Origin of the sequence: Vulcaniibacterium gelatinicum (assembly GCF_008033445.1) — a bacterium.
In the GTDB taxonomy this organism is placed as follows: domain Bacteria; phylum Pseudomonadota; class Gammaproteobacteria; order Xanthomonadales; family Xanthomonadaceae; genus Vulcaniibacterium_B; species Vulcaniibacterium_B gelatinicum.
Genome location: NZ_VNKO01000015.1, coordinates 17,265 through 39,330, shown reverse-complemented (window position 1 = coordinate 39,330; position 22,066 = coordinate 17,265). Strand labels below are relative to the sequence as shown.

Annotated in this window: 22 protein-coding genes and 4 tRNA genes; 4 read left to right on the top strand and 22 right to left on the bottom strand. The window is 71.4% G+C overall.

The annotated features are described in order from the left end of the window. Positions 1-69 precede the first annotated feature (69 nt). The 10 genes from FPV26_RS09660 to FPV26_RS09615 form a co-directional block, all read right to left on the bottom strand. Positions 70-1,455, bottom strand: coding sequence for an AAA family ATPase (locus FPV26_RS09660; protein WP_181952621.1), 1,386 nt, complete (start codon positions 1,453-1,455; stop codon positions 70-72). Beyond that, positions 1,452-2,282 (bottom strand): hypothetical protein, encoded by an 831-nt coding sequence (locus tag FPV26_RS12660; protein ID WP_181952620.1) that lies wholly within the window; start codon positions 2,280-2,282, stop codon positions 1,452-1,454. The genes FPV26_RS09660 and FPV26_RS12660 overlap by 4 nt, the downstream gene beginning before the upstream one ends. Beyond that, positions 2,272-2,529 (bottom strand): hypothetical protein, encoded by a 258-nt coding sequence (locus FPV26_RS09655; RefSeq protein ID WP_147653677.1) that lies wholly within the window; start codon positions 2,527-2,529, stop codon positions 2,272-2,274. The genes FPV26_RS12660 and FPV26_RS09655 overlap by 11 nt, the downstream gene beginning before the upstream one ends. 52 nt (positions 2,530-2,581) lie before the next feature. Continuing rightward, on the bottom strand, positions 2,582-3,253 hold the full coding sequence (locus FPV26_RS09650; protein WP_147653676.1) for a hypothetical protein: 672 nt from the start codon (positions 3,251-3,253) through the stop codon (positions 2,582-2,584). Then, positions 3,250-3,690: a hypothetical protein gene (locus FPV26_RS09645; protein ID WP_147653675.1), complete on the bottom strand. Its 441-nt coding sequence runs from the start codon at positions 3,688-3,690 to the stop codon at positions 3,250-3,252. The genes FPV26_RS09650 and FPV26_RS09645 overlap by 4 nt, the downstream gene beginning before the upstream one ends. Positions 3,691-4,285: 595 nt before the next feature. After that, positions 4,286-4,918, bottom strand: a complete 633-nt coding sequence (locus tag FPV26_RS09640; RefSeq protein ID WP_147653674.1) for an ATPase — start codon at positions 4,916-4,918, stop codon at positions 4,286-4,288. Then, on the bottom strand, positions 4,915-5,271 hold the full coding sequence (locus tag FPV26_RS12655) for a type II toxin-antitoxin system prevent-host-death family antitoxin (RefSeq protein WP_181952619.1): 357 nt from the start codon (positions 5,269-5,271) through the stop codon (positions 4,915-4,917). The genes FPV26_RS09640 and FPV26_RS12655 overlap by 4 nt, the downstream gene beginning before the upstream one ends. Before the next feature lie 697 nt (positions 5,272-5,968). Then, positions 5,969-6,043: transfer RNA gene (locus FPV26_RS09625), tRNA-Val, on the bottom strand. A gap of 58 nt (positions 6,044-6,101) precedes the next feature. Continuing rightward, complete coding sequence (locus tag FPV26_RS09620) at positions 6,102-7,367, bottom strand: nucleotide sugar dehydrogenase (protein WP_147653672.1); 1,266 nt, start codon at positions 7,365-7,367, stop codon at positions 6,102-6,104. A gap of 21 nt (positions 7,368-7,388) precedes the next feature. Next, positions 7,389-8,786 carry a mannose-1-phosphate guanylyltransferase/mannose-6-phosphate isomerase gene (locus FPV26_RS09615; protein WP_147653671.1) on the bottom strand — a complete coding sequence of 466 codons (1,398 nt, stop codon included), beginning with the start codon at positions 8,784-8,786 and terminating at the stop codon, positions 7,389-7,391. 74 nt (positions 8,787-8,860) lie between these two features. On the opposite strand from FPV26_RS09615, the gene arsC reads away from it, so the two are divergent. Then, positions 8,861-9,199 (top strand): arsenate reductase (glutaredoxin), encoded by a 339-nt coding sequence (gene arsC / locus FPV26_RS09610; protein WP_147653670.1) that lies wholly within the window; start codon positions 8,861-8,863, stop codon positions 9,197-9,199. 7 nt (positions 9,200-9,206) lie between these two features. Here the strand turns inward: arsC and FPV26_RS09605 are convergent, their stop codons facing one another. From FPV26_RS09605 to FPV26_RS09550, 12 genes are all read right to left on the bottom strand, one after another. Next, positions 9,207-10,829, bottom strand: coding sequence for an FMN-binding glutamate synthase family protein (locus FPV26_RS09605; RefSeq protein WP_147653669.1), 1,623 nt, complete (start codon positions 10,827-10,829; stop codon positions 9,207-9,209). 23 nt (positions 10,830-10,852) lie between these two features. Then, positions 10,853-10,939 (bottom strand) — tRNA-Leu (locus FPV26_RS09600). Positions 10,940-10,995: 56 nt separating this feature from the next. Beyond that, positions 10,996-11,069, bottom strand: a tRNA-Cys gene (locus FPV26_RS09595). A gap of 123 nt (positions 11,070-11,192) precedes the next feature. Further along, a tRNA-Gly gene (locus FPV26_RS09590) sits at positions 11,193-11,268 on the bottom strand. Beyond that, positions 11,259-11,906 carry a CDP-diacylglycerol--glycerol-3-phosphate 3-phosphatidyltransferase gene (gene pgsA / locus FPV26_RS09585; RefSeq protein WP_147653668.1) on the bottom strand — a complete coding sequence of 216 codons (648 nt, stop codon included), beginning with the start codon at positions 11,904-11,906 and terminating at the stop codon, positions 11,259-11,261. The genes FPV26_RS09590 and pgsA overlap by 10 nt, the downstream gene beginning before the upstream one ends. After that, positions 11,903-13,756 carry an excinuclease ABC subunit UvrC gene (uvrC, locus tag FPV26_RS09580; protein WP_147653667.1) on the bottom strand — a complete coding sequence of 618 codons (1,854 nt, stop codon included), beginning with the start codon at positions 13,754-13,756 and terminating at the stop codon, positions 11,903-11,905. The genes pgsA and uvrC overlap by 4 nt, the downstream gene beginning before the upstream one ends. Before the next feature lie 47 nt (positions 13,757-13,803). Beyond that, positions 13,804-15,219 (bottom strand): hypothetical protein, encoded by a 1,416-nt coding sequence (locus FPV26_RS09575; RefSeq protein ID WP_147653666.1) that lies wholly within the window; start codon positions 15,217-15,219, stop codon positions 13,804-13,806. A 104-nt stretch (positions 15,220-15,323) separates the two neighbouring features. Next, the gene (locus FPV26_RS09570; RefSeq protein ID WP_147653665.1) at positions 15,324-16,739 is read right to left on the bottom strand and encodes a replicative DNA helicase; all 1,416 of its coding nucleotides are present in this window, start codon (positions 16,737-16,739) and stop codon (positions 15,324-15,326) included. A gap of 221 nt (positions 16,740-16,960) precedes the next feature. Then, on the bottom strand, positions 16,961-17,413 hold the full coding sequence (gene rplI, locus FPV26_RS09565; protein WP_147653664.1) for a 50S ribosomal protein L9: 453 nt from the start codon (positions 17,411-17,413) through the stop codon (positions 16,961-16,963). A 113-nt stretch (positions 17,414-17,526) separates the two neighbouring features. After that, entirely contained in the window at positions 17,527-17,757 is a 231-nt protein-coding gene (gene rpsR, locus FPV26_RS09560) for a 30S ribosomal protein S18 (RefSeq protein ID WP_147653663.1), read from the bottom strand. Between the two features lie 11 nt (positions 17,758-17,768). Then, the gene (gene rpsF / locus FPV26_RS09555; RefSeq protein WP_147653662.1) at positions 17,769-18,182 is read right to left on the bottom strand and encodes a 30S ribosomal protein S6; all 414 of its coding nucleotides are present in this window, start codon (positions 18,180-18,182) and stop codon (positions 17,769-17,771) included. Between the two features lie 180 nt (positions 18,183-18,362). After that, a complete protein-coding gene (locus FPV26_RS09550; protein WP_147653661.1) occupies positions 18,363-19,913 on the bottom strand; it encodes a fumarate hydratase in 1,551 nt (516 codons plus the stop codon). 98 nt (positions 19,914-20,011) lie between these two features. Between FPV26_RS09550 and FPV26_RS09545 the strand changes: the two genes are divergently transcribed. The 3 genes from FPV26_RS09545 to FPV26_RS09535 are packed head-to-tail and all read left to right on the top strand — an operon-like array spanning position 20,012 to position 22,004. Next, complete coding sequence (locus FPV26_RS09545) at positions 20,012-20,608, top strand: RNA polymerase sigma factor (protein WP_147653660.1); 597 nt, start codon at positions 20,012-20,014, stop codon at positions 20,606-20,608. After that, a complete protein-coding gene (locus FPV26_RS09540; protein WP_147653659.1) occupies positions 20,605-21,087 on the top strand; it encodes a hypothetical protein in 483 nt (160 codons plus the stop codon). Before FPV26_RS09545 ends, FPV26_RS09540 begins: the two co-directional genes overlap by 4 nt. A 17-nt stretch (positions 21,088-21,104) precedes the next feature. After that, positions 21,105-22,004, top strand: a complete 900-nt coding sequence (locus FPV26_RS09535) for a DUF4097 family beta strand repeat-containing protein (RefSeq protein ID WP_147653658.1) — start codon at positions 21,105-21,107, stop codon at positions 22,002-22,004. The last annotated feature ends 62 nt before the right edge of the window (positions 22,005-22,066 follow it).

Here is a 22,066-nt window from a genome sequence, read left to right as displayed (position 1 = left end):
ACGAGAGCGGACAGGCGCATCGCGAGATCTCCATCATGGATGCCCCATATCCGCACCCCGCGGACATCGCTAGAGCGCTGACCGCGTCACCCGATCCGCCTGCACCACGATCCGGCCGTCGCCGCCAACCCCGATCCGGACTTGGCGCGCGCCGGCCTCGCGGGCCGTGAGCAGCCCGTCCATCACCGCCGCCTCAAGCGCCCGCGAGAACTCGCGCACGCCGTAGTCTGCGACCTTGGCCTGCGCCGCCAGCGCCTCGGCCACCGCTCGCGGATCCACGCCGCCGGGCGCGATCTCGACGCCGGCCTCGTGCGCGAAGCGCGCGAGCAGCAGCAGCACTAGCGCCACCCGGGCGCAGAAGTCGAGCGGCCGGAATGGATAGATCGCGTCTATGCGCGCGAGCTGCTCGGCCCGGAAGTAGCGCAGCAGCGCGTCCTTGACCCGCGCCGCCCTCGCCACTGGATCCGGCTCGTCGCGCGCGATCGCCGCGATGTCCTGGTGGGCGGCATTGGTCGTCATCACGACCACGAAATCGCGGGCATCCACCGTCGTACCGGTGCTCTGCTCGGTCAGGCGGCCCTCATCCAGCAGTCCCATCAGGACGTCCATGACCCGCGGGTGTGCCTTCTCGATCTCGTCGAGCAGCAGCACGCCGCGGCGAGCGCGGGCGATGGCGCCAGTCAGCTGGCCGCCCTGGTCGGAGCCGACATACCCCGGCGGCGCGCCGATCAGCCGCTGCACGGAGTGGGCGTCTGTCATCTCATTGCCGTCTACTCGGACGAGCTCCACGTCCAGCGCGTCGGCCAGTGCCTTGCACAGCTCGGTCTTGCCGGCGCCGGTGGCGCCGGCAAACATCAGCACGCAGACCGGCCTACCCGGCCGACGCAGGCGCAGGCGCCGGCTGACCGTGGCGGCCACGTCCTCGATGATGTCGTCTTGACCGAGGACGCGCGCGCACAGCCGCGCGGCGAGATCTGCCGGGGCGGTCATGGGTGCCGCGACGGCTACACCATCGAGCGCCTGCCGCACGGCATCGAGCCCGCCAGGGCCGAGCAACTGCAGATAGTCGGGCATGTCCTGTCTCCCGGAGTGGATGTAGGGGGGAGCTATCGCCACCGCTGTCAGTGCGAGGCCGGCCGCGAAGCGGGCTAGGCCGTGGCCGAGCTCGCCGCTGGCGACCTGCGCGAGGCCGGCGACGAGCAGGTACCCGCCCCCGCCCACAGTCAGCCCCCACACCAGGGATGCCCAAGCCAGGCGCCAGCCACGGCGGCCGGCGATGTACTCGGCGGCCAGCGCCAGCCACGGCGGGCCCGGCCGCAGCACCAGCAACAGCGCCGCGCCGCCGAAGAGCCCCACAGCGGCGAGCAGCAGCCACGGGAGCACGCGCAACAATAGCGTCAGCAGCAGCGCACCGAGCAGCAGACGTCCGGCGATGCGCTGGATGTCGGGCGTCATGGCGGGTCTCCGCCGCCACGCGGCGGCAGAAAGAGCGCCGGCACCACCGGCAGCTCGTCGCGCTGACTGCGCAGCGCGAGCGTCGCTGTCCAGCGACCGCGCAGCCGCTCGCATGCGAGCTCGAGCGGATGCCAGCCGCGCGCCAGCCCGACGGCAGCACTGGCGGTCGCGCCGGGCCTCGCGCGAGCGACGGCGACGCCGGAGACCATCACAGCGCATCCCGCCCCGTACCCCCACGGGAACGCCGGGTTCGCGATCCGCGCGACGGCGACGATCTCGCCACCGTCCTCGATGCGCGCCCAGCCGATGCGGCGGATGCGGATGTCGCGCTCATCGGCGATGTCGGCAGCATCACGCGCGGCGGCGGCGTCTATCGCCGCCAGCCCGTGGCCCGGCACCGTGCGATGTGCGATGGCCACCCACGTCTGCCCGTCGTCAGGCGACTGCTCGACGATCTCCTCGTAGCCGGGCTCTGGCGCCGGCAGCGCCTCGAGCGGCAGCGCCGCTGCCCGCAGCATGACGGTGCTGTCGCTCGCCGTGGACTGCACCGACGGCTGCGCGCTCGGCATCGGTGGCGGGCGGCTGGGCGCCGTGGACTGCGCGGTGACCGGCGCCTGTAGCGGCGCAGACGCTGGCGGGGCCGGTGCATCGGCCGGTCGTGCTGCGGGCTGACGGGTCGGCTCAGGCGTGACGACCGGCGGCGCCGCGGCCGAACCGATCACGCCGAGGATCAGCGCGCCGAGCAACAGCAGGCCGAGCGTCGCCAGTACCAGCAGCAGCGGGCGCCGCAGCATCGTCTGGGCGAGGGATCGCAGGTCACGGGGCATGAGGCACCTCGCGCTCGTGCCGCAGCCCGAGGCATGCGCGCACTGCCTCGTGCGCATCGGCCGCCGCCGCGGCGAGCTGGTGCTCGCAGCCGGGCTCCACCGGCGCAGCCCCAGAGCGGACCTGCGCCACGGCCACCGCGATGCCGCGGACGTACTGATCGGCGAGCGCCTGCACCTCGTGGTGCAGGCGACTAGCACCCGCCGCCGCGGCTGCGAAAGTCATCAAGTAGCCAAGCATCCGCGTCATGGATCCTCCTGTGTGCGTATCGGGATATCGCGTCATGGCGGACACGCCGTGCTCACCGCGACCGCCCCGCCAGCTCGGCGCGGATCGCGTGCAGCTGCGCGGCGACATGGGCCGGATCTGCCGGCCGCGCCGGCCGGAAACGGGCGATCACCTCGGCAGCGGGCGGATGCGCCGCTGCTGGCGTCGGAGCCGAGATCGGGACCTGAGGGCGCAGCGGCAGCCGTCCACGCAGCCGCGAGGGCAGCGGCGGCGCGCCGTGGGCTGCCGTGTACTCAGCAGCCACGGCCTCGACCGCCGTCGCGCCGTGAGCGGCGACCGCGGCTGCGATCCACGCGCGATCACCGGCATCGCGTGCCAGCACGCCGTGGTGCACGTTGCTTGGGGGCGGCGCGGGGGCTCGAGGTCGGTCTCCGGCAGTGGGCTGGATGGCCGCCTGCCACCGCGCGATGAGCCGATATGCCGCCGGGGTGCGCTGGCCGCCGCGCGATGTGCCGCCAGGTGCCACCTGCTCGACCAGGCCGGCCGCGATGAGCTCGCGGCGTGCGCGTGCGATCGTCGCGCTGCCCCGGCCGGTCGCCGCCGCCAGGGCCGAATCGCCCAAGGCTGCGATGCCATCGGGCCGCTCGGCTGCGGCGGCGGCCAGTGCCAGCCAGACTGCTGCCGCGCCGCCTGATAGGCCTGCGCCGGCCGCGACACGCAGCATCTCGGGGGTGGGCATGGTCATGCCGCCACCCCCGCCCACAGCTCGCCGATGGCCCAAGCGGCACGCTGCCGCTCACGCGCGGCCCACCGGCGCGCCGTGCGCTCGCACCGGCCCGCACGGCGCGCCAGATCGCGCGCATCCGGCGCGTCGGCGACCGCGACATCCACGCCTGCGGCCGCGGCGGCCTCGGCCGCAAGCAGCCAGGCCAGCGGATCGTCATCGGTGGCGGACTCAGGGGCGCCGTCTGCCAGCGGCACCAGTCGTGCGCCGGCGGCGCGGCAGCGTGCCGCGACCGTGCGGCGCAGCAGCCGCTCTGGCGGCGTCGGCTCACCGAGCCGCGCGGTGATCTCCGCCGCGGCGATCCACGCGATCGCCTCGACCTCAGCGGGCTCCAAGCCGTAGGCGCCGGCCAGGCGCCGGATGTCGGTCTGGCCGAGGTGGGGTGATGCCGGAGTCATGCCTCACCCCCTGCCACCAGGCGCGGCCGATTGCGGGGCCGCCCACGACGGCGTGGCGCCGGCGCAGCACTCGGTGCGGCATCAGGTGCCGGGACGCCGGCGAGCCAGTACGCCACGGCCACCACAGACCACCGGGTGGGCGATGTGCAGGGGATCGGGTCGGGGATGTCGCCCCGGCGCGATCGGCGGGAACGCAGGGTGCTGGGTGTCACGCCCAGCAAGCCAGCCATTGCTTCGATGTCGAGCGTGGGGCCGTGCTGCGCGGTCAGCGCAGCAACGAGTTGCGCCACCGCTGCGGCGGTAACCACAGCGGCGGGATCAGCGTGGATCGTGTGCTGCATTGCGCGGTCCTCTCGGACCGCGGCGGGCGGGCATATGCGCCGGTGGCAGCGGCGTCGGCGCGCGCCGAGCATATCACGGGCGCACGGACAGCATTTCGCGACCAGAGTCGCATTTTTTGCGCCGACCTAAACATCCCTGCAACCTGCCCAGTTGCGCGACTGCGGCATGGCGCTGCGGCAGCAGACCGCGGCGGGCGGGCACCCTCGCGAGCATGCCGGCACGCGTGCACTTGCGCGCGTGCGCGCGCACGCCGTCACTGCATCGACAGCGCCGCCTCCACCAGCGGCTTGGCCCAATCTGGCGTGTTCCGCAGCGATGCGACATCGGCAGGCCAGACGAGCTTGCCAGACACCATCTCAGCGACCAGCACGGGATCGGGAATCGCGCCGTCCGCAGCGGCTTCGGCGCTGTTGTCGTACACCTTCAGGTGCGCCAGACAGGGCATGAGCGCGATCAGGTTCTCCAGCGCAGCCGGGTAGCGTTGGCGGATTTTGGCCTCGGGAATGTCGTGCCCGCCTAGGGCGGCACGGGCCTTGACGCGCGCTACATGCAAATCCGGCGAAGCCAGGCCGCAGAACCACATCTGCACGTCATGCGTCTTGGATGCGGCCTTGATCCGGGCGGGAACGGTGCGGCCACCCAGCGTGGTCTCGAAGGCGTAATGCGCGCCGGTGGCGATGGCCTCGTCCAGGCGCCGCATGCCCTCCTGCCACGCGACCGCATTGGCATGGGCCTGCTCGCAGCCGGTCGCGTTCATCAGTTCGCGCGCAAATGCGTCGGGGTCGAACCACGTCAGTCCCATCTGCGCGAGCAGATGGCCACCAATCGAACTCTTGCCCGCCCCGTTGACCCCGGCGAGGACATGGAGAACGGGGCGGCCCCTCAATGGCTGGCCCCGACTTTGACCTTGCCACCGAGCTTGGCCGGCCCACGCATCAGCGAGCGCAGGCGCTCGCCCGCATCGGCAGCCTGCAACAACGCCAGGCGCTCGTCGAAGCGGTGACGCAGCTCATCGAGCGCCGACGCCTGTGTCGCGGCGGCCTCACGCAGGGCACGCAGGATTGCGGCGTATTCCTCGGTCGAGAGGATGACCGCCTCGGGTTCATTGTGGTTGGTCACCACAACCTTGCCCCTGCGGCCGATGGCCTTCATGACGCCGCGCCAGCCGAGCTTCTTGACGTCGGAGGCCGGCGTGCGGGGCAAGTCTTCAATGGCGTCGAGCTTGAGGGGGAGGGTCATGAGACGCTCTGGCGGGTTGGGATAGGTGAAATATACCCTTTTTACCCTTTTCGGAACCTGCACAGTGTCGGTGCGGGTGTAGGGGTCTGACGGCGACTTCGGGGCGGGGGTTGGGGGTGGGGCCCTTGGAACGGTTCCAGAAGGTGCCGGCCGCACAGCCCCTGCCTTTGCCGCCCGCGAGCATGGCGCGCCGGGCGCATCAAGCGCCCCGGCCGCCACGCGCAGCGTAGGCGGCATCGCCTAAGCGATCCATAAGAGAGTCTCCTAAGAGATCTCTTATGGATCGCAAAAGATAAGAGGCGCCCGCCGGCGCCTGCCGAGAACGGCGAAAAAGCACAGAAAAAACAGCAGGTTGCGCCACCGCTCCGAGCGCCGCGCCGGGGGTGCCGAACACGAAGACCGGGGGTGCCGAACACGAAGACCGGGGGTGCCGAACACGAAGACCGGGGGTGCCGAACACGAAGAGCGGGGCGTCGCCCCTACCCTCACCGCGCCCCGCGCCCTCGAGCCCGCTGCGCCTATCCCGAGGCAAAACGGGGACAGCCAGGTCGCAGCAGCAGGCTGCACCGGACAGCAGCTGTCGGCAGTGGCCAACACCGGGGACAAAATGGGGACAACCAGGCCCGATTTTAGGCAAAAAAAGAGGCCCGGCGGGTGAGCCGAGCCTCTAATAAACCATTGATTCTCTTAGGTTTCCTGGTGGGCGGTGCAGGTTTCGAACCTGCGACCCCTGCCGTGTGAAAGCAGTGCTCTACCACTGAGCTAACCGCCCGAGGGAGGCAAATTCTAGCCGGCCTCCGCCCGGCCGGGCAAGCCGGCCGGCGCCGGTTTCACAGGCGGCCGTCCACCAGGCCGCGGTCGAGCACCGACTTGACGTCGTAGACCACGCATCCGGGCTTGCCCCAGCGGCGGACGTCGGCCTGGCGGAACGCGCCATGCGCCACCGCGAGCACGATCGCGTCGTAGGCGCCCGCCTCGGGTTCGGCCAGCAGGCGCAGGCCGAGCTCGGCCTCGGCCTCGGCCGGGTCGGCGACCGGGTCGTGCACGTCCACCTCGGCATTGGCCGCGTGCAGTTCGCGCACGATGTCCACCACGCGGGTGTTGCGCAGGTCCGGGCAGTCCTCCTTGAAGGTCAGCCCGAGCACCAGCACGCGCGCGCCGACCACGTGGATCCGCTTGCGCGCCATCAGGCGCATCACCCGGTGCGCCACGAACAGGCCCATGCGGCTGTTGATCCGGCGCGCGGTCAGGATCAGCTCGGGGTGGTAGCCAAGCACGGTGGCCTTGTGGGTCAGGTAGTACGGGTCCACGCCGATGCAGTGGCCGCCCACCAGCCCCGGTTTGAACGGCAGGAAGTTCCACTTGGTCGAGGCCGCCGCGAGCACGTCCTGGGTGTCGATGCCCATCGCGTCGAAGATCATCGCCAACTCGTTCACCAGCGCGATGTTGACGTCGCGCTGGGTGTTCTCGATCACCTTGGCCGCCTCGGCGACCCGGATGCTCGGGGCCTTGTGCGTGCCGGCGACGATGATCCGGCGGTAGAGCGCGTCCACGAACTCGGCGGTCTCCGGGGTCGAGCCGGAGGTGACCTTGACGATGTCGGGCAGGCGCCGCTGCCGGTCGCCCGGGTTGATCCGCTCCGGGCTGTAGCCGCAGAAGAAATCCTGGTTGTAGCGCAGCCCCGAATGCCGCTCGAGCAGCGGCACGCAGACTTCCTCGGTGGTGCCCGGATAGACCGTGCTTTCGTAGATCACCACGTCGCCACGCGCCAGCACGCCCCCGAGCATGGTGCTCGCCCGCTCCAACGGTTCCAGGTCGGGACGGTTGGCCTCGTCCACCGGGGTGGGCACGGTGACGATGTACACGTTGCAGTCGCGCAGCGCCTCCAGCCCGGTGGTGAGCGCGAGCCGCTGCGCCGTCGCCAGCTCGGCGGGCGCGGTCTCGCCGGTGCGGTCGTGCCCGCGGCGCAGCTCGTCCACGCGCGCCGGATCGATGTCGAAGCCGACCGTCTCGAACTGCCGGCCGAACGCCACCGCCAGCGGCAGCCCCACGTAGCCCAGGCCGACGACCCCGATCCGCACCTTGCCGATGTCCATGCCGCCCCTCCGTTCCGCGGCTCAGCCGCGCCCGTACACGTCGTCGTAGCGCACGATGTCGTCTTCGCCCAGATAGCTGCCCGACTGCACCTCGATCAGTTCCAGCGGCACCTTGCCGGGGTTCTCGAGCCGGTGGCGCACGCCGATCGGGATGTAGGTGGACTGGTTCTCCGACAGCAGCAGCACCTCGTCGCCGCACGTGACCCGCGCCGTGCCCTTGACCACCACCCAGTGTTCGGCGCGGTGATGGTGCATCTGCAGGCTCAGCGCGGCGCCGGGCTTGACCGTGATCCGCTTGACCTGGAAGCGTTCGCCGGCATCCACCGCGTCGTAGCTGCCCCAGGGGCGGTACACGCGGCGGTGCACGGCGGCTTCCGGTCGCTGCCGCTGCTTGAGCGTGGCGACGATGCCCTTGACGTCCTGCACCCGGTCCTTGCGCGCCACCAGCACCGCGTCGGCGGTGTCCACCACCACCACGTCGTCGAGCCCGAGCAGCGCCAGCAGGCGCCCGTCGCTCCAGGCCAGGGTGTTGCGGCAGTCCTGTGCGATCACGTCGCCGCGGTGGGCGTTGCCGTCGGCGTCCTGGCCGGCGATCGCCCACAGCGCCGACCAGCTGCCCACGTCGTTCCAGCCGGCGGCCAGCGGCAGCACCGCCGCGGCATCGGTCTTCTCCATCACCGCGTAGTCAATCGAGTCGGACGGGCTGGCGGCGAATGCCTCGCGGTCCAGGCGCACGAAATCCGGGTCGCGGCGCGCTTTCGCATGCGCCTCGCGGCAGGCGGCGAGCATCTGCGGCCGGAACCGCGCCAGCTCCTGCAGGTAGCGCGAGGCGCGGAACAGGAACATGCCGCTGTTCCAGAAATAGGCGCCGGACGCCACATAGCCCGCCGCGGTGTCCGCGTCGGGCTTCTCGACGAAAGCCTCCACCGCGCGCACGCCCTCGCCGGCGGCGGCGCGGATGTAGCCGTACCCGGTTTCGGGTCCGGCCGGGACGATGCCGAAGGTCACCAGCCGCCCTTCCTCGGCCGCCGGCCGGGCCTGCCGCACCGCTGCGTGGAACCGCGCCACATCGGCGATGACGTGGTCGGACGGCAGCACCAGCAGCAGCGGATCGCCGCCGAGCGCCATCGCCTCCAGCGCCGCCACCGCGATCGCCGGGGCGGTGTTGCGCCCGACCGGTTCGAGCAGGATCGTGCCCGTTTCGCAGCCGGCCTCGCGCAACTGCTCGGCGACCATGAAACGGTGTTCCTCGTTGGCCACCACCAGCGGCGCCGCGGTGGCCAGCGGCGCGACGCGGTGCCAGGTGGCCTGCAGCAGCGAGTCGCTGCCGACCAGGGGCAGGAATTGCTTGGGGTACGCTTCGCGGGAAAGCGGCCACAGGCGCGTGCCCGAGCCGCCGGAGAGGATGACGGGAAGCATGCGGAGTCCGTCCGGCCGATCCGGCACAGGGTAGCGCATGGCCACCGGACCGTCCCCACTCCGAACCAACGACGATGAAACTCTGGCACAACCCCCGCTGCTCCAAGTCCCGCGGCGCGCTCGACCTGCTGCGCGAGCGTGGCCTGGAACCCGAGATCGTGGATTACCTCGCCCATCCCCCGAGCGAGGCGGAGCTGCGCACCCTGCTGCGCCAGCTCGGCCTGGCCGCGCACGCGCTGGTGCGCAAGGGCGAATCCGACTACGCCGAGCTCGGCCTGGCCGACGCCGACGAGGCCACGCTGCTGGCGGCGATGTGCCGCCATCCGCGCCTGATCGAACGCCCGATCCTGGTCCACCGCGACCGCGCGGTGATCGGCCGCCCGCCCGAGCGCGTGCTCGAACTGCTCGACTGAAGCGGCGTCACAGCGAGCGGCTGGCCCGCAGCGCCAGCACCCGCGGCGGCGGCGCGAAGGCCTCGGCGCTCGATTCCTCCCAGTACTGCCGGAACACCGGCTCGTCCGGCACCCCGCGCAGCAGTTCGCCCGGCTCGAGGAAGCGGTACAGCGCCGCCAGCGAACGCACCTCGGTCGGCGAGACCCGGCGCAGGATGTGCTCGGGCCCCAGTTCCTGCGGATGGCGCAGGCCGGCGGCGCCCAGCAGATCGCGCAACGCGCGCAAGGTGTTCTGGTGGAAGCGGTGCACGCGCTGCCCCTTGTCGGCCACGTCCAGGCCGCGCCAGCGGCGCGGGTCCTGGGTGGCGACGCCGCTCGGGCAGCGGTCGGTGTGGCAACTGCGCGCCTGGATGCAGCCCAGCGCGAACATGAACCCGCGCGCGGCATTGCACCAGTCCGCGCCGAGCGCGATGGTGCGGGCGATGTCGAAGCCGCTGATGATCCGTCCCGCCGCCGCCAGCCGGATGCGCTCGCGCAGGTTCAGCCCGACCAGGGTGTTGTGCACCAACAGCAGGCCCTCGTGCATCGGCATGCCGACGTGGTCAATGAACTCCGCCGGCGCCGCGCCGGTGCCGCCCTCGGCGCCGTCCACGACGATGAAGTCCGGCAGCACGCCGGTCTCGTGCATCGCCCTGGCGATGCCGAACCACTCCCACGGATGGCCGATGGCGAGCTTGAACCCGGCGGGCTTGCCGCCCGACAGCGTGCGCAGCCGGTCCACGAACAGCAGCAGCTCGCGCGGGGTGGAGAACGCCGAATGCGCGGCCGGCGAGACGCAGTCGCGGCCCATCGGCACGCCGCGCGTGGCCGCGATCTCGGCGCTGACCTTGGCCGCCGGCAGCACCCCGCCATGCCCGGGCTTGGCGCCCTGCGAGAGCTTGACCTCGACCATCTTCACCTGCGGGTCGCGCGCGGCCTCGGTGAAACGGGCTTCGCTGAAGCTGCCGTCGGGGTCGCGGCAGCCGAAATAGCCAGAACCGATCTCCCACACCAGGTCGCCGCCATGCTCGCGATGGTAGGGCGAGATCGAGCCCTCGCCGGTGTCGTGGTAGAAGCCGCCGAGCGCCGCCCCCCGGTTCAGCGCGCGGATCGCCGCGGGCGAGAGCGCGCCGAAGCTCATCGCCGAGATGTTGAACACGCTGGCCGCATACGGCTGCGCGCGCCCGGCGCCGACCGGGATCCGGAAATCGTGCGACTCGATCGCCGCCGGCCGCAGCGAATGGTTGATCCACTCGTAATCGGTGCCGTACACGTCGTGCAGGGTGCCGAACGGGCGCGTGTCGTTCACCGACTTGGCCCGCTGGTACACCAGGGCGCGCTGCTGGCGCGAGAACGGCACCTCCGCCGTGTCGGGCTCGATGAAGTACTGCCGCATCTCCGGGCCGATGGACTCCAGGCCATAGCGGAAATGGGCCAGGATCGGATAGTTCCGCCGCAGCGTGCTGCGCCGCTGCAGCAGGTCGAGCGTGCCCGCCAGCGCCAGCAGCCCGAACCCGGCCACGCCCCACCACCACGCGCGCTCCAGCGGTGCCAGTGCCGCGCTCAGCAGCGCCAGCAGCACGCTCGCCAGGTACAACGCGTAACGGGACATCGCGGCCCCCTTGCGGCGGTGGCTGGTGCCCGGAGTGGGACTCGAACCCACATGACCATGCGGCCGGGGGATTTTAAGTCCCCTGCGTCTACCGGTTCCGCCATCCGGGCCCGGGGGCAGCTTACGCCAACGGCAAAGAAAAACCGCGCCGGAGCGCGGTCGAAGATGGAGGCCTGGGTCGGAATTGAACCGGCGTACGCGGATTTGCAGTCCGCTGCATAACCACTCTGCCACCAGGCCGTGACACGGAGCGACGAGGCGATTTTTCCACATCCGGGCCGCGGCGGGAACCGGTGCGGGCCGGTTCCGGCGGCGAGCCCCGGAAACGACGAAGCCCCGCGAGCGGGGCTTCGTGGCTGAATCTGGAGCGGGAAACGAGACTCGAACTCGCGACCCCGACCTTGGCAAGGTCGTGCTCTACCAACTGAGCTATTCCCGCGTGGAGCCCGCCATTTTACGGGGCGCCGGGGCGCTGTCAACACCCGTCCGCTCCTGTGCGCGCTCCTGCAACTGCTCCCGTTCCTGCGCGTGCAGCGATGGCCATGCCGCCCGCAGGTATTCGTAGCCCGACCACAGGGTCAGCAGCGCCGCGACCGCGAGCAGCCACTCGCCGATCGCGAAGATCGGCAGCCCCAGCCACGGTTCCTGGTAGAGCAGCAGGGTCAGGGCCACCATCTGCACGATGGTCTTGACCTTGCCGACCGTCGCCACCGCCACCTTGGCCCGCTGGCCGAGTTCGGCCATCCACTCCCGCAGCGCCGAGACCGCGATCTCGCGCCCCACGATCACCGCCGCCCACAGCGCCATCCACGGGGTGGGATGGTGCTGCACGATCAGGAACAGGGCGGTGGCCACCATCAGCTTGTCGGCCACCGGGTCGAGGAAGGCGCCAAAAGCCGAATGCAGGCCATAGCGGCGGGCGATCCAGCCGTCCAGCCAGTCGGTGACCGAGGCGGCGGCGAACACGAACGCCGCGGCGAAGTTGGTCCAGCGGTACGGCAGGTAGAAGACCAGCACCAGCACCGGGATCAGCAGGATCCGGAGCAGGGTCAGCAGGGTGGGGACGGTCAGCTTCATCCGTCGCGTTCCGTGGTCGGTGTCGGCAACCCGTGCAGGGTGGCATAGATGCGGTGCGCGAGGGCGGCATTGATGCCCTCCACCCGGGCGATCTCCTCGGCGCCGGCCGCCTTGAGGCCGGCCAGCCCGCCGAAATGGCGCAGGAGGCTGGCGCGGCGGCGCGGCCCGATGCCGGGAATGTCCTCGAGCCGGCTCGTAGCGCGCGCCTTCTGGCGCTTGCCGCGGTGGCCGGTGATCGCGAAGCGGTGGGCCTCGTCCCGGACCTGCTGGATCAGCTGCAGGCCCGGGGAGGCGGCGCCGGGCCGCAGTTCGCGCCCGTCGGGCAGGACCAGGGTTTCGTGGCCCGGCCGGCGCTCCTCGCCCTTGGCCACGCCGACCATGCAGACCCCGCTCACCCCCAGCTCGCCGAGCACCGCCCGGGCCTGGGCGAGCTGGCCCTTGCCGCCGTCGATCAGCAACAGGTCGGGCAGCACCCCGCCCTCCTCCGCTGCCTTGCGGAAGCGGCGCTCCAGCGCCTGCTGCATCGCGGCGTAGTCGTCGCCCGGCTCGATCCCGGCGATGTTGTAGCGGCGGTACTGGCCGCGCAGCGGGCCGTTGCCGTCGAACACCACGCAGGAGGCGACGGTGGCCTCGCCCAGGGTGTGGCTGATGTCGAAGCATTCGATCCGGCGCGGCGGCTCGGCCAGACCCAGCAGTTCGCGCAGGGACTCCAGCCGCGCCTGCTGGGCGCTGTGGCTGGCCAGCTCGGTGGCGAGCGCCAGCTCGGCGTTGCGCCGGGCCAGGTCGAGGTAGCCGGCGCGCTCGCCGCGCACGTTGCAGCGCAGCTGCACCCGCCGGCCGGCAGCCTCGCCCAGCGCCTGCTCGATCAGTTCGCGGTCGGGGATCTCGCGGTCGAGCACGATCTCGCGCGGCGGGGTCTGCTCGGCGTAGTACTGCGAGACGAACGCCGCCAGCACCTCCTCCGCGCTCTCCTCGCCGTTGGTTTTGGGGAAGAACGCGCGCGTGCCGAGGTTGCGCCCGTCGCGGAAGGCGAGCAGCAGCACGCAGGCCGTGGCCCGCTGCATCGCCACCGCGAGCACGTCGAGGTCGGCGGCCTGGCCGTCCACGTACTGGCGCGCCTGCAGCTTGCGGATGGTGGCGATCAGGTCGCGCAGGCGCGCGGCCTCCTCGAAGTCCAGGCGCGCGCTCGCCGCCTCCATGGCCGCGGTCAGTTCCTGGCCCAGTTCCTCGCTGCGGCCGTCCAGGAACATGGCCGCGCGCCGCACCGCCTCGTCGTATTCACGCGCCGGCACCAGCCCCACGCAGGGTGCGCTGCAGCGGCCGATCTGGTGCTGCAGGCAGGGCCGGCTGCGGTTGCGGAACACGCTGTCCTCGCAGCTGCGCAGGCGGAACAGCTTGTGCATCAGGTTCAGCGTCTCGCGCACCGAGGCCGCGCTCGGGTACGGGCCGAAATAGCGGCCCGGCACCGTGCGCGGGCCGCGGTGGAAGGCCAGCCGCGGCCAGGGCTCCTGGGTCAGCAGGACGTAGGGATAGCTCTTGTCGTCGCGCAGCAGCACGTTGTAACGCGGCTGCAGCGACTTGATCAGCTGGTTCTCGAGCAGCAGCGCCTCGGCCTCGGTGCGGGTCACCGTGACCTCGATCCGCGCCACCTGGGCAAGCATCGCCATCGTCCGCGCCGTCTTGGGCGTGGCGTTGAAATAGCTGCCGACCCGGTTGCGCAGCGCGCGCGCCTTGCCGACGTACAGCACCGTGCCGTCCGCGGCGAGCATGCGGTACACCCCCGGCGCGGTGCTCAGCCCGCGCGCGAAGGTCCGGCCGTCGAAAGTGCTGGCATCCGGCGTACGCCTCATGCGCCCATTATCGGTCGCATCGGCGCCGGGCCGGCAGGCCGGCGCGCTTACTCGCCCACCGGCACCTCGCGCAGCTCGCCGGTGCCCGTGTCCAGACACAGGACGGCGTGTCCCTCGGTGTCGGCGATCCAGAGCACGCCGTTCCCGGCCGCGAGGCCGGCCGGCCCCTGCAGGGGGCGCGACAAGGGGGGGGTGGCCAGCTCGCCGCCCCCAAGGCGCAGGCTGCGCAGTCGCTGATTGCCGCAGTCGGCGATCCACAGCACCGGCGCGTCCGGATCCAGGGCGATCGCCTGCGGCTCCTGCAGCAGCGCGGCCTGACGGGGGCCGTCGGCGTCACCGAACTGCCAGGGCCCCTGCCCGACCAGGGTCTGCACGGTGTTGTCGCGCAGGTGCAGCGCCCGGATCGCCGAGCCCGCCGCGTCGCACACATACAAGGTCTGCTGGACCCCGGCCAGCGCCACCGGCTGGGCGAAGGCCGCCATCGCTCCGCTGCCGTCGCGCACGGTCAGTTCGCCGCTGCCGGCGCGGCACGCCAGCTCGTGTCGTCCCAAGCCCAGGCTCCAGATGCGGTTGTCGCCGGCCATGGCGATGAACAACTGGTCCTGCAGCACGGCCAGTGCGCGCGGGCTGTCCAGCTTGCGCATGCGCGGATCCTCCACCGGGCCTTCCTGCGGCCGGCCGACCTTGCCATTGCCACACAGCGTGTCCACCTCGCCGCTGCGCAGGTTGATCCGGCGGATGGCGTGGTTGCCGGTGTCGGCCACATACAGCACATCGCGCAGCAGGCACAGGCCGTGCGGACGGCAGAACGCCGCCTGTTCCGCACTGCCGTCCACGAACGCAGGGGCGCCACTGCCGAACTGGCGCAGGATCCGGCCGTCGTGCGCGCATTCGAGGACGCGGTGATGTCCGCTGTCGGCCACGTACAGGCGCTGCGGCGCCACCGCCAGCCCCACCGGGTAGCGCAACGGCGTAGCCGGCGCCTGCGCGCGCACGTCCGGCTCCGGCTCGGGGTCGATGTCGGGGAGCAGCTCGGCCTCGTAGGCCTGGACCTTGGCGTCGAGCGGGGTGATCGGCTCGTCGCCCACCAGCCGCGCCTGCTCGCGCCCCTCCCCGTCCACCAGCACGATGGTCGGCCAGGCAGCGATTCCGTAGTGCTGCCAGGCCACCCAGTCGCGATCCACGGCCACCGGCAGCCGCACCCCTTCCCGCTCGAACTGGGCCCGCACCCGCGCCGGGGCACGCTCGTGGTCGAAACGGGGTACGTGCACCACCAGCACCCGCAGGCACTGCGGATGGCGTGCGCGCAGCGCCTGCAGATCCAGCAGCCGCTGCTGCGACCAGGCCGAGCCGGCGTTGACGAAGGCGATCGCGGTCAGCCAGCCGCGCTGCGCAGTCACCCGTGGCACCCCGTCCAGCCATTCCAGCGAGTCGGGCAACAGCGGCGCCAGCGACAGGGTCATGGCGGTTCCTCCGCGACAGGGATGCCCGATTATGCGCCGTGCCGCCCCCGGAGGCGTGGCCGGCGGTCGCCGCCGCGATGCCGGCAGGCATCCGGGGACGGCCGCTACTCGAAGCTGCCCACCGCGTCGTGGGCGAGGTTGTCGAAACGCGTGTACTCGCCGAAGAACTTGAGCTTGATCGAGCCGGTGGGGCCGTTGCGCTGCTTGCCGATGATGATCTCGGCCAGGCCCTTGTCCGGCGAGTTTTCCTTGTTGTAGTACTCGTCGCGGTAGATGAACACGATCAGGTCGGCGTCCTGCTCGATCGCGCCGGATTCGCGCAGGTCGGCCATCATCGGGCGCTTGTCGGTGCGCGTCTCCAGCGAGCGGTTGAGCTGCGACAGGGCGATCACCGGCACCTTCAGTTCCTTGGCCAGGGCCTTGAGCGAGCGCGAGATCTCGGAGATCTCGGTGGCGCGGTTCTCGCTGTTGCCGGGCACCTGCATCAGCTGCAGGTAGTCAATCACGATCAGGCCCAGGCCGTGCTCGCGCTTGATCCGGCGCGCCTTGGCGCGCAGCCGGTCGGGCGAGAGCGCCGGTTCGTCGTCGATGAAGATCCTGGCCTCGCGCAGCAGGCGGATCGCGCTGGTCACGCGGCTCCAGTCCTCGTCCTCGAGCTGGCCGGTGCGCAGGCGCGCGGCATTGACCCGGCCCACCGAGGAGATCAGGCGCAGCGCCAGCTGCGAGGCCGACATTTCCATCGAGAACACCGCGACCGTCTCCTTGGTCTTCATCGCCGCGTACTCGGCCATGTTCAGCGCGAGCGTGGTCTTGCCCATCGAGGGGCGCGCGGCGACGATGATCAGGTCGGTCGGCTGCAGGCCGGCCGTCATCTGGTCGAACTCGGTGTAGCCGGTGGGCAGGCCGGTGACCGCGCCGCCGCTCTCGTAGCGCTGCTGGAGGACGTCGAAGGCCTCCTTCAGCGCGCTGGTCACCGGCACGAAGTCGTTGCGCCCGCGCGCGCCCTGCTCGCGGATCGCGAACACCTGCTGCTCGGCCTTGTCGAGGATCGCCTCGATCTCGCGGCCGTCGGGCTGGAACCCGTCGTTGACGATCGTGGTGCCGGCCTCGATCAGCTGCCGCAGCACCGACTTGTCGCGGACGATGTCGGCGTAGGCCTCGATGTTGGCCGCCGACGGCGTGGTGCTGGCCAGCTCGATCAGGTAGGCGCTGCCGCCGATCTGCTCCGACAGCGCCTGCGACTCGAACCATTCGCCGAGGGTGACCGCGTCGAACGGCCGGCTCTTCTCGGCCAGCTCGCGGATCGCGCGGTAGATGAGCTGGTGGTCGCGGCGGTAGAAGTCCTGCTCGGTGAGGCGGTCGGCGATGCGGTCGTAGGCCTCGGGGGCGAGCATCAGCCCGCCGAGCACCGCCTGTTCGGCCTCCACCGACTGCGGCGGCACCCGCAACTGCTCGATGCGCTGCTCGCTGCGCGTGCCGAATGCCGACGGGTCGGCACGAAATCCCTGACGTGCGCTCATCGGCGCGATCGCTCCCCTGACTGGATCGCCGGCACGATCCTGTTGTCGTTGTTGTGGCAACCGGTCGGTCATCGTAGTCGCGTCGTCCGCAGGGTGTTGCAGATAACACTGTGGATAACCGGTGGGAATCTCACGGGCTGCGACGGGCGGTGCGCAACGCGGATCCCGGAAACGGAACGGGCGCCCTGCGGCGCCCGTTCGATGCGGCCTGCAGCACGCGATCAGGCCGCTTCGGGCACCACCACGACCTTGACCGTGGCGTCCACGTCGGCGTGCAGGTGGACGGTGACCTCGAACTCGCCGACATGGCGGATCGGGCCTTCGCCCATGACCACTTCCGACTTCTCGACCGGCATGCCGGCGGCGGTGAGCGCCTCGGCGATGTCGCGCGGGCCGACCGAGCCGTACAGCTTGCCCTCGGTCGAGGCGTTGGCGCTGATGGTGACGCTGGCGCCGTCCAGGCGCGCCTTGCGGCCCTCGGCGCCTTCCAGCGCGGCCCTGGCCTTGGCCTCGTACTCGGCGCGGCGCGCCTCGAACTCGGCGATGTTGGCCGGGGTGGCCGGCACGGCCTTGCCCTGCGGCACCAGGTAGTTGCGGCCGTAGCCCGGCTTGACCCGGACGCGGTCGCCGAGGTTGCCGAGGTTGGTGACCTTCTGCAGAAGGATCAGTTCCATCGTGTTGCTCCGTGTTCGTTAGCGACGCGCGGAGGCGCCGCAACTTGTGGCTGTCCGAAGGGACGGGGATGCCCCTGCCGCCTCCCTCCGCGCGGAGGGAGGCGCGCCGGGCATCAGAGGTTGTGGCTGTCGGTGTACGGGATCAGGGCCAGGTAGCGCGCACGCTTGACCGCGGTGGCGAGCTGGCGCTGGTAGCGCGACTTGGTGCCGGTGATGCGGCTCGGCACGATCTTGCCGGTCTCGGTCAGGTACTGGCGCAGGGTGTTGAGATCCTTGTAGTCGATCTCCTTGACGCCCTCGGCCGTGAACTTGCAGAACTTGCGGCGGCGGAAGAACTTGGACATGGCGTGCTCCTTCAGGCGGCTTCGGCGGTGTCGTCGGCGGGGGCGGCCTCGCCCTCGTCGTCGCTGCGGCGGCGCTCGCCGCGCTCGGCGCGATCGCCCTTCTCATCCTTGTTCTTCATGATCAGCGACTGCTCGGTGACGGCCTCGTCGCGCTTGATCACGAGGTGGCGCAGCACCGCGTCGTTGAAGCGGAAGTTGTCCACGAGCTCGTTGAGCACGTCCTGGCCGCACTCGATGTTCATGAGCACGTAGTGGGCCTTGACCAGGTTCTGGATCGGATAGGCGAGCTGGCGGCGGCCCCAGTCCTCGAGGCGGTGGATCCTGCCGTTGCCGGCCTCGATCGCGCCCTTGTAGCGCTCGATCATGGCCGGCACCTGCTCGCTCTGGTCCGGATGGACCAGGAACACGATTTCGTAATGACGCATGGGTGGGTTCCTTGTGGATGTCGGCGCCGCGCCGGGACGCGTGCCGGGACAGCCCCCCGCGGCCGCGGGCTGCGGCAGCGGTGGAGCAAGGGCCCCGCCGGGCGGCGGGGAGCTGGAAATTATGGCAGGGTCAAGGACTTGGCGGCAAGCCGAGGGCCGGCCGGAACAGGCCCGGCCCGGTCACTCGACCACGACCGGGATCTTCCCGATCCGGGCCCGCCATTCGCGCGGGCCGGTCTGGTGCACCGACTCGCCGCTGGCGTCCACCGCCACCGTGACCGGCATGTCGCGGACCTCGAACTCGTAGATGGCCTCCATGCCCAAGTCCTCGAACGCCACCACCCGCGCCGCCCGGATCGCCTTGGACACCAGGTAGGCCGCGCCGCCCACCGCCATCAGGTACACCGCCTTGTGGTCGCGGATCGCCTCGATCGCGGCCGGGCCGCGCTCGGCCTTGCCGACCATGCCGAGCAGGCCGGTCTCGGCCAGCATCCGGCGGGTGAACTTGTCCATGCGGGTGGCGGTGGTGGGGCCGGCCGGGCCGACCACCTCGTCGCGCACCGGGTCCACCGGGCCGACGTAGTAGATGAAGCGGCCGCGCAGGTCCACCGGCAGCCTCTCGCCGCGGTCGAGCATGTCCACCATGCGCTTGTGCGCGGCGTCGCGGCCGGTGAGCAGCCTGCCGTTGAGCAGCAGCACCTCGCCCGGTTTCCAGCCCGCCACCTCCTCGCGGGTGACCGTGTCGAGGTCCACGCGGCGGCCCTTGGAGGCGTCGTAGGTGAGCTGCGGCCAGTCCTCCAGCGAGGGCGGCTCGAGCGCGACCGGGCCGCTGCCGTCGAGCACGAAGTGCGCGTGACGGGTGGCGGCGCAGTTGGGGATCATCGCCACCGGCAGGTTGGCGGCGTGGGTCGGGTAGTCCTTGATCTTGACGTCGAGCACGGTGGTCAGGCCGCCCAGGCCCTGCGCGCCGATACCGAGCGCGTTGACCTTCTCGTACAGCTCCAGGCGCAGCTCCTCGATGCGGTTGGACGGGCCGCGCGCGACCAGCTCCTGGATGTCGATCGGCTCCATCAGCGCTTCCTTGGCCAGCAGCATCGCCTTCTCGGCGGTGCCGCCGATGCCGATGCCGAGCATGCCCGGCGGGCACCAGCCGGCGCCCATGGTCGGCACGGTCTTCAGCACCCAGTCCACGATCGAGTCGGAGGGGTTGAGCATCACGAACTTGCTCTTGGCCTCCGAGCCGCCGCCCTTGGCGGCGACGATCACCTCCACGGTGTTGCCCGGCACCACGGTCATGTTGACCACGGCCGGGGTGTTGTCCCTCGTGTTCTGGCGGCGCCCGGCCGGATCGGCCAGCACCGAGGCGCGCAGCTTGTTGTCCGGGTGGTTGTAGGCCCGGCGCACGCCTTCGTTGACCATGTCCTCGATGCCGAGGGTGGCGTCGTCCCAGCGCACGTCCATGCCGATCTTCAGGAACACGGTGACGATGCCGGTGTCCTGGCAGATCGGCCGGTGCCCTTCCGCGCACATGCGCGAGTTGATCAGGATCTGCGCCATCGCGTCCTTCGCGGCCGGCGACTGCTCGCGCTCGTACGCGGCGGCGAGGCTGCGGATGTAGTCCGGCGGGTGGTAGTACGAGATGTACTGGAGGGCGTCGGCGACGGACTGGATCAGGTCTTCCTGCCGGATCGAGACCGGCCGGGACGGGACGGAAGGCGTGGGAGCGGTCACTGCGCGGGCGGAGATGGCTGGCGGAGCCCGCCATTCTAGCCTTTGCGCCGGGGGCGGCCGGTTTAAACCCGCGGCCGCGGCACGGCATCCGAGGGGATATGCTGACCGCCGTCGTGACCGCTCCCCTGACCGACGCGCCCCCCGCGCCCCCACCCGCCGAGGACGCGGACGGCCCCCTGGTGCGCGCCGCCGCGCGCGGCGACACGGGCGCGTTCGAGACGCTGTACCGCCGGCACCTCGGCCGCGTGCACGGGGTGATCCTGCGCCTGGTCGGCGGCCACGGCGCGCGCGCGGAGGACCTGACCCAGGAGGCCTTCGTCCGCGCCTGGCAGGCCCTGCCCGACTACCGCTTCGAGAGCGCGTTCGGCACCTGGCTGTACCGGCTGGCGGTGAACACCGCGCTGATGGAGTTGCGCACGCGCCGCAGCCGGCCGCAGGAGGACGGCGACGAGGAGACCTTCGAGACCCTGGGCGCGGCCGACTCCGCCGGCCACCGTACCGCGCTCGGCGTGGACCTGGCGCGCGCGGTGGCCAGCCTGCCGCCGCGCGCCCGGGCGGTGCTGGTGCTGCACGACGTCGAAGGCTGGAAGCACGAGGAGATCGCCACCGAGCTCGGCATGGCGGTCGGCAGTTCCAAGGCCCAACTGCATCGCGCGCGCAACCTGCTGCGCCAGCGATTGGGAGTGTTCGCATGAACCCGCACGAGATCCGCGACGAATTCGATCCCCGCCTGCGCCTGGCCCTGCGCGGCCTGCGTCGCGAGGCCCTGCCCGAACACGAACTGTGGCCGGGCATCGCCGCGCGCATCGCACAGGCGCCGCAACGCCGGCCCGCATCGCCGCGACGCCCGACGCCGTGGGCACTGGCCGCCTCGCTGCTGCTCGCGGTGGGCCTGGCCTGGCAACTGCGCCCCCCGCCGGCCGTCGCCCCGGAGGAAACCCCGCTCGCCCTGGAGGCGCAGGCCCTGACCCGCGAGTACGAAGCCGCGCTGCAGCATTTCGCCGGAGTGCCGCTGCCCGACGAAGCCGCGCTGCGCGAGCTCGACCGCAGCGCCGCGCAGATCCGCCAGGCCCTGCGCCGCGACCCGGATGCCCGCTTCCTGCTCGATCGCCTGCAGGACATCTACGCCCGCCGCCTGGCGCTGACCCAGCGCCTGGCCCGCCACACCGCCTGATTGCCCGGAGAACTGCCATGATTCCCCGCCTGTCCCTGTTCGCCCTGCTCGCCGCACTGGCCCAGCCCGCATTGGCCGGCACGCCAATCGATCAGACCCGACCGCTCGACCCGCGCGGCACGGTCGAGATCGGCAACCTCAAGGGACGCATCGAAGTACGGGTCTGGGACCGGGCCGAGGTGCACGTGGGCGGCACGCTTGGTGCAGGCGTCGAGAAGCTGGTCGTCGAAGGCACCCGCGACCGGCTGGTGGTGCGCGCGCAGTACCCCAAGCGCATGGGCTGGGGCAGCGGTTCGCGTACCGAACCGACCACGCTGCTGCTGAAGGTGCCGACCCTGGCCTCGCTCGAGATCGAGTCGGTCGCCGCCGACGTGGACGTGTCCGGCACCGCCGGCCGCGCGCTGCAGGTGGAGAACGTCAGCGGCGACGTGAGCATCGCCGGGGCACCGCGCAAGGCCCAGATCGAGAGCGTCAGCGGCGACCTCACCCTCACCCTCAACAGCGACGAGGTGCAAGTGGAATCGGTGAGCGGCGACATCCGGCTGCGCGGCCGGCTCGACGGCGAGATCCGCGCCGAAACGGTGTCCGGCAACCTGGCCGTGGACAGCCGCGGCGAGCGGGTGCGGCGCATTTCCACCGCCACCGTCTCCGGTGACGTCCGGATGAAGGTGGCGCTCGCGCCGGGCGGCGTGATCCGCGCCGAATCGGTCAGCGGCGACCTGACCCTGGTGTTGCCCAGGTCGCTGTCGGCGCGCGCCACCGGCGAGAGCTTCAGCGGCACCCTGCGCGCCGCCGGCGCCGGCGTCGAGAAGCCGAAGTACGGCCCGGGCTCCAGCTTCAGCCACCGCTACGGCGACGGCGACGGCGAGATCCGGATCGAGACCTTCTCCGGCGACGCGGAACTGATCCTCGAGTAAGCGCCGTTCGATCCGCACGGCGCGCCCTCACGCCGCCGTGCGGATTCGCGGGCATCATGCTG

Excerpts from the sequence above, each read along its gene's own strand:
- FPV26_RS09660 (WP_181952621.1), bottom strand. The coding sequence starts at position 1,455 with ATGACGCCCGACATCCAGCGCATCGCCGGACGTCTGCTGCTCGGTGCG.
- FPV26_RS12660 (WP_181952620.1), bottom strand. The coding sequence starts at position 2,282 with ATGCCCCGTGACCTGCGATCCCTCGCCCAGACGATGCTGCGGCGCCCG.
- FPV26_RS09655 (WP_147653677.1), bottom strand. The coding sequence starts at position 2,529 with ATGACGCGGATGCTTGGCTACTTGATGACTTTCGCAGCCGCGGCGGCG.
- FPV26_RS09650 (WP_147653676.1), bottom strand. The coding sequence starts at position 3,253 with ATGACCATGCCCACCCCCGAGATGCTGCGTGTCGCGGCCGGCGCAGGC.
- FPV26_RS09645 (WP_147653675.1), bottom strand. The coding sequence starts at position 3,690 with ATGACTCCGGCATCACCCCACCTCGGCCAGACCGACATCCGGCGCCTG.
- FPV26_RS12655 (WP_181952619.1), bottom strand. The coding sequence starts at position 5,271 with ATGACCCTCCCCCTCAAGCTCGACGCCATTGAAGACTTGCCCCGCACG.
- FPV26_RS09620 (WP_147653672.1), bottom strand. The coding sequence starts at position 7,367 with ATGGACATCGGCAAGGTGCGGATCGGGGTCGTCGGCCTGGGCTACGTG.
- FPV26_RS09615 (WP_147653671.1), bottom strand. The coding sequence starts at position 8,786 with ATGCTTCCCGTCATCCTCTCCGGCGGCTCGGGCACGCGCCTGTGGCCG.
- arsC (WP_147653670.1), top strand. The coding sequence starts at position 8,861 with ATGAAACTCTGGCACAACCCCCGCTGCTCCAAGTCCCGCGGCGCGCTC.
- FPV26_RS09605 (WP_147653669.1), bottom strand. The coding sequence starts at position 10,829 with ATGTCCCGTTACGCGTTGTACCTGGCGAGCGTGCTGCTGGCGCTGCTG.
- pgsA (WP_147653668.1), bottom strand. The coding sequence starts at position 11,906 with ATGAAGCTGACCGTCCCCACCCTGCTGACCCTGCTCCGGATCCTGCTG.
- uvrC (WP_147653667.1), bottom strand. The coding sequence starts at position 13,756 with ATGAGGCGTACGCCGGATGCCAGCACTTTCGACGGCCGGACCTTCGCG.
- FPV26_RS09575 (WP_147653666.1), bottom strand. The coding sequence starts at position 15,219 with ATGACCCTGTCGCTGGCGCCGCTGTTGCCCGACTCGCTGGAATGGCTG.
- FPV26_RS09570 (WP_147653665.1), bottom strand. The coding sequence starts at position 16,739 with ATGAGCGCACGTCAGGGATTTCGTGCCGACCCGTCGGCATTCGGCACG.
- rplI (WP_147653664.1), bottom strand. The coding sequence starts at position 17,413 with ATGGAACTGATCCTTCTGCAGAAGGTCACCAACCTCGGCAACCTCGGC.
- rpsR (WP_147653663.1), bottom strand. The coding sequence starts at position 17,757 with ATGTCCAAGTTCTTCCGCCGCCGCAAGTTCTGCAAGTTCACGGCCGAG.
- rpsF (WP_147653662.1), bottom strand. The coding sequence starts at position 18,182 with ATGCGTCATTACGAAATCGTGTTCCTGGTCCATCCGGACCAGAGCGAG.
- FPV26_RS09545 (WP_147653660.1), top strand. The coding sequence starts at position 20,012 with ATGCTGACCGCCGTCGTGACCGCTCCCCTGACCGACGCGCCCCCCGCG.
- FPV26_RS09540 (WP_147653659.1), top strand. The coding sequence starts at position 20,605 with ATGAACCCGCACGAGATCCGCGACGAATTCGATCCCCGCCTGCGCCTG.
- FPV26_RS09535 (WP_147653658.1), top strand. The coding sequence starts at position 21,105 with ATGATTCCCCGCCTGTCCCTGTTCGCCCTGCTCGCCGCACTGGCCCAG.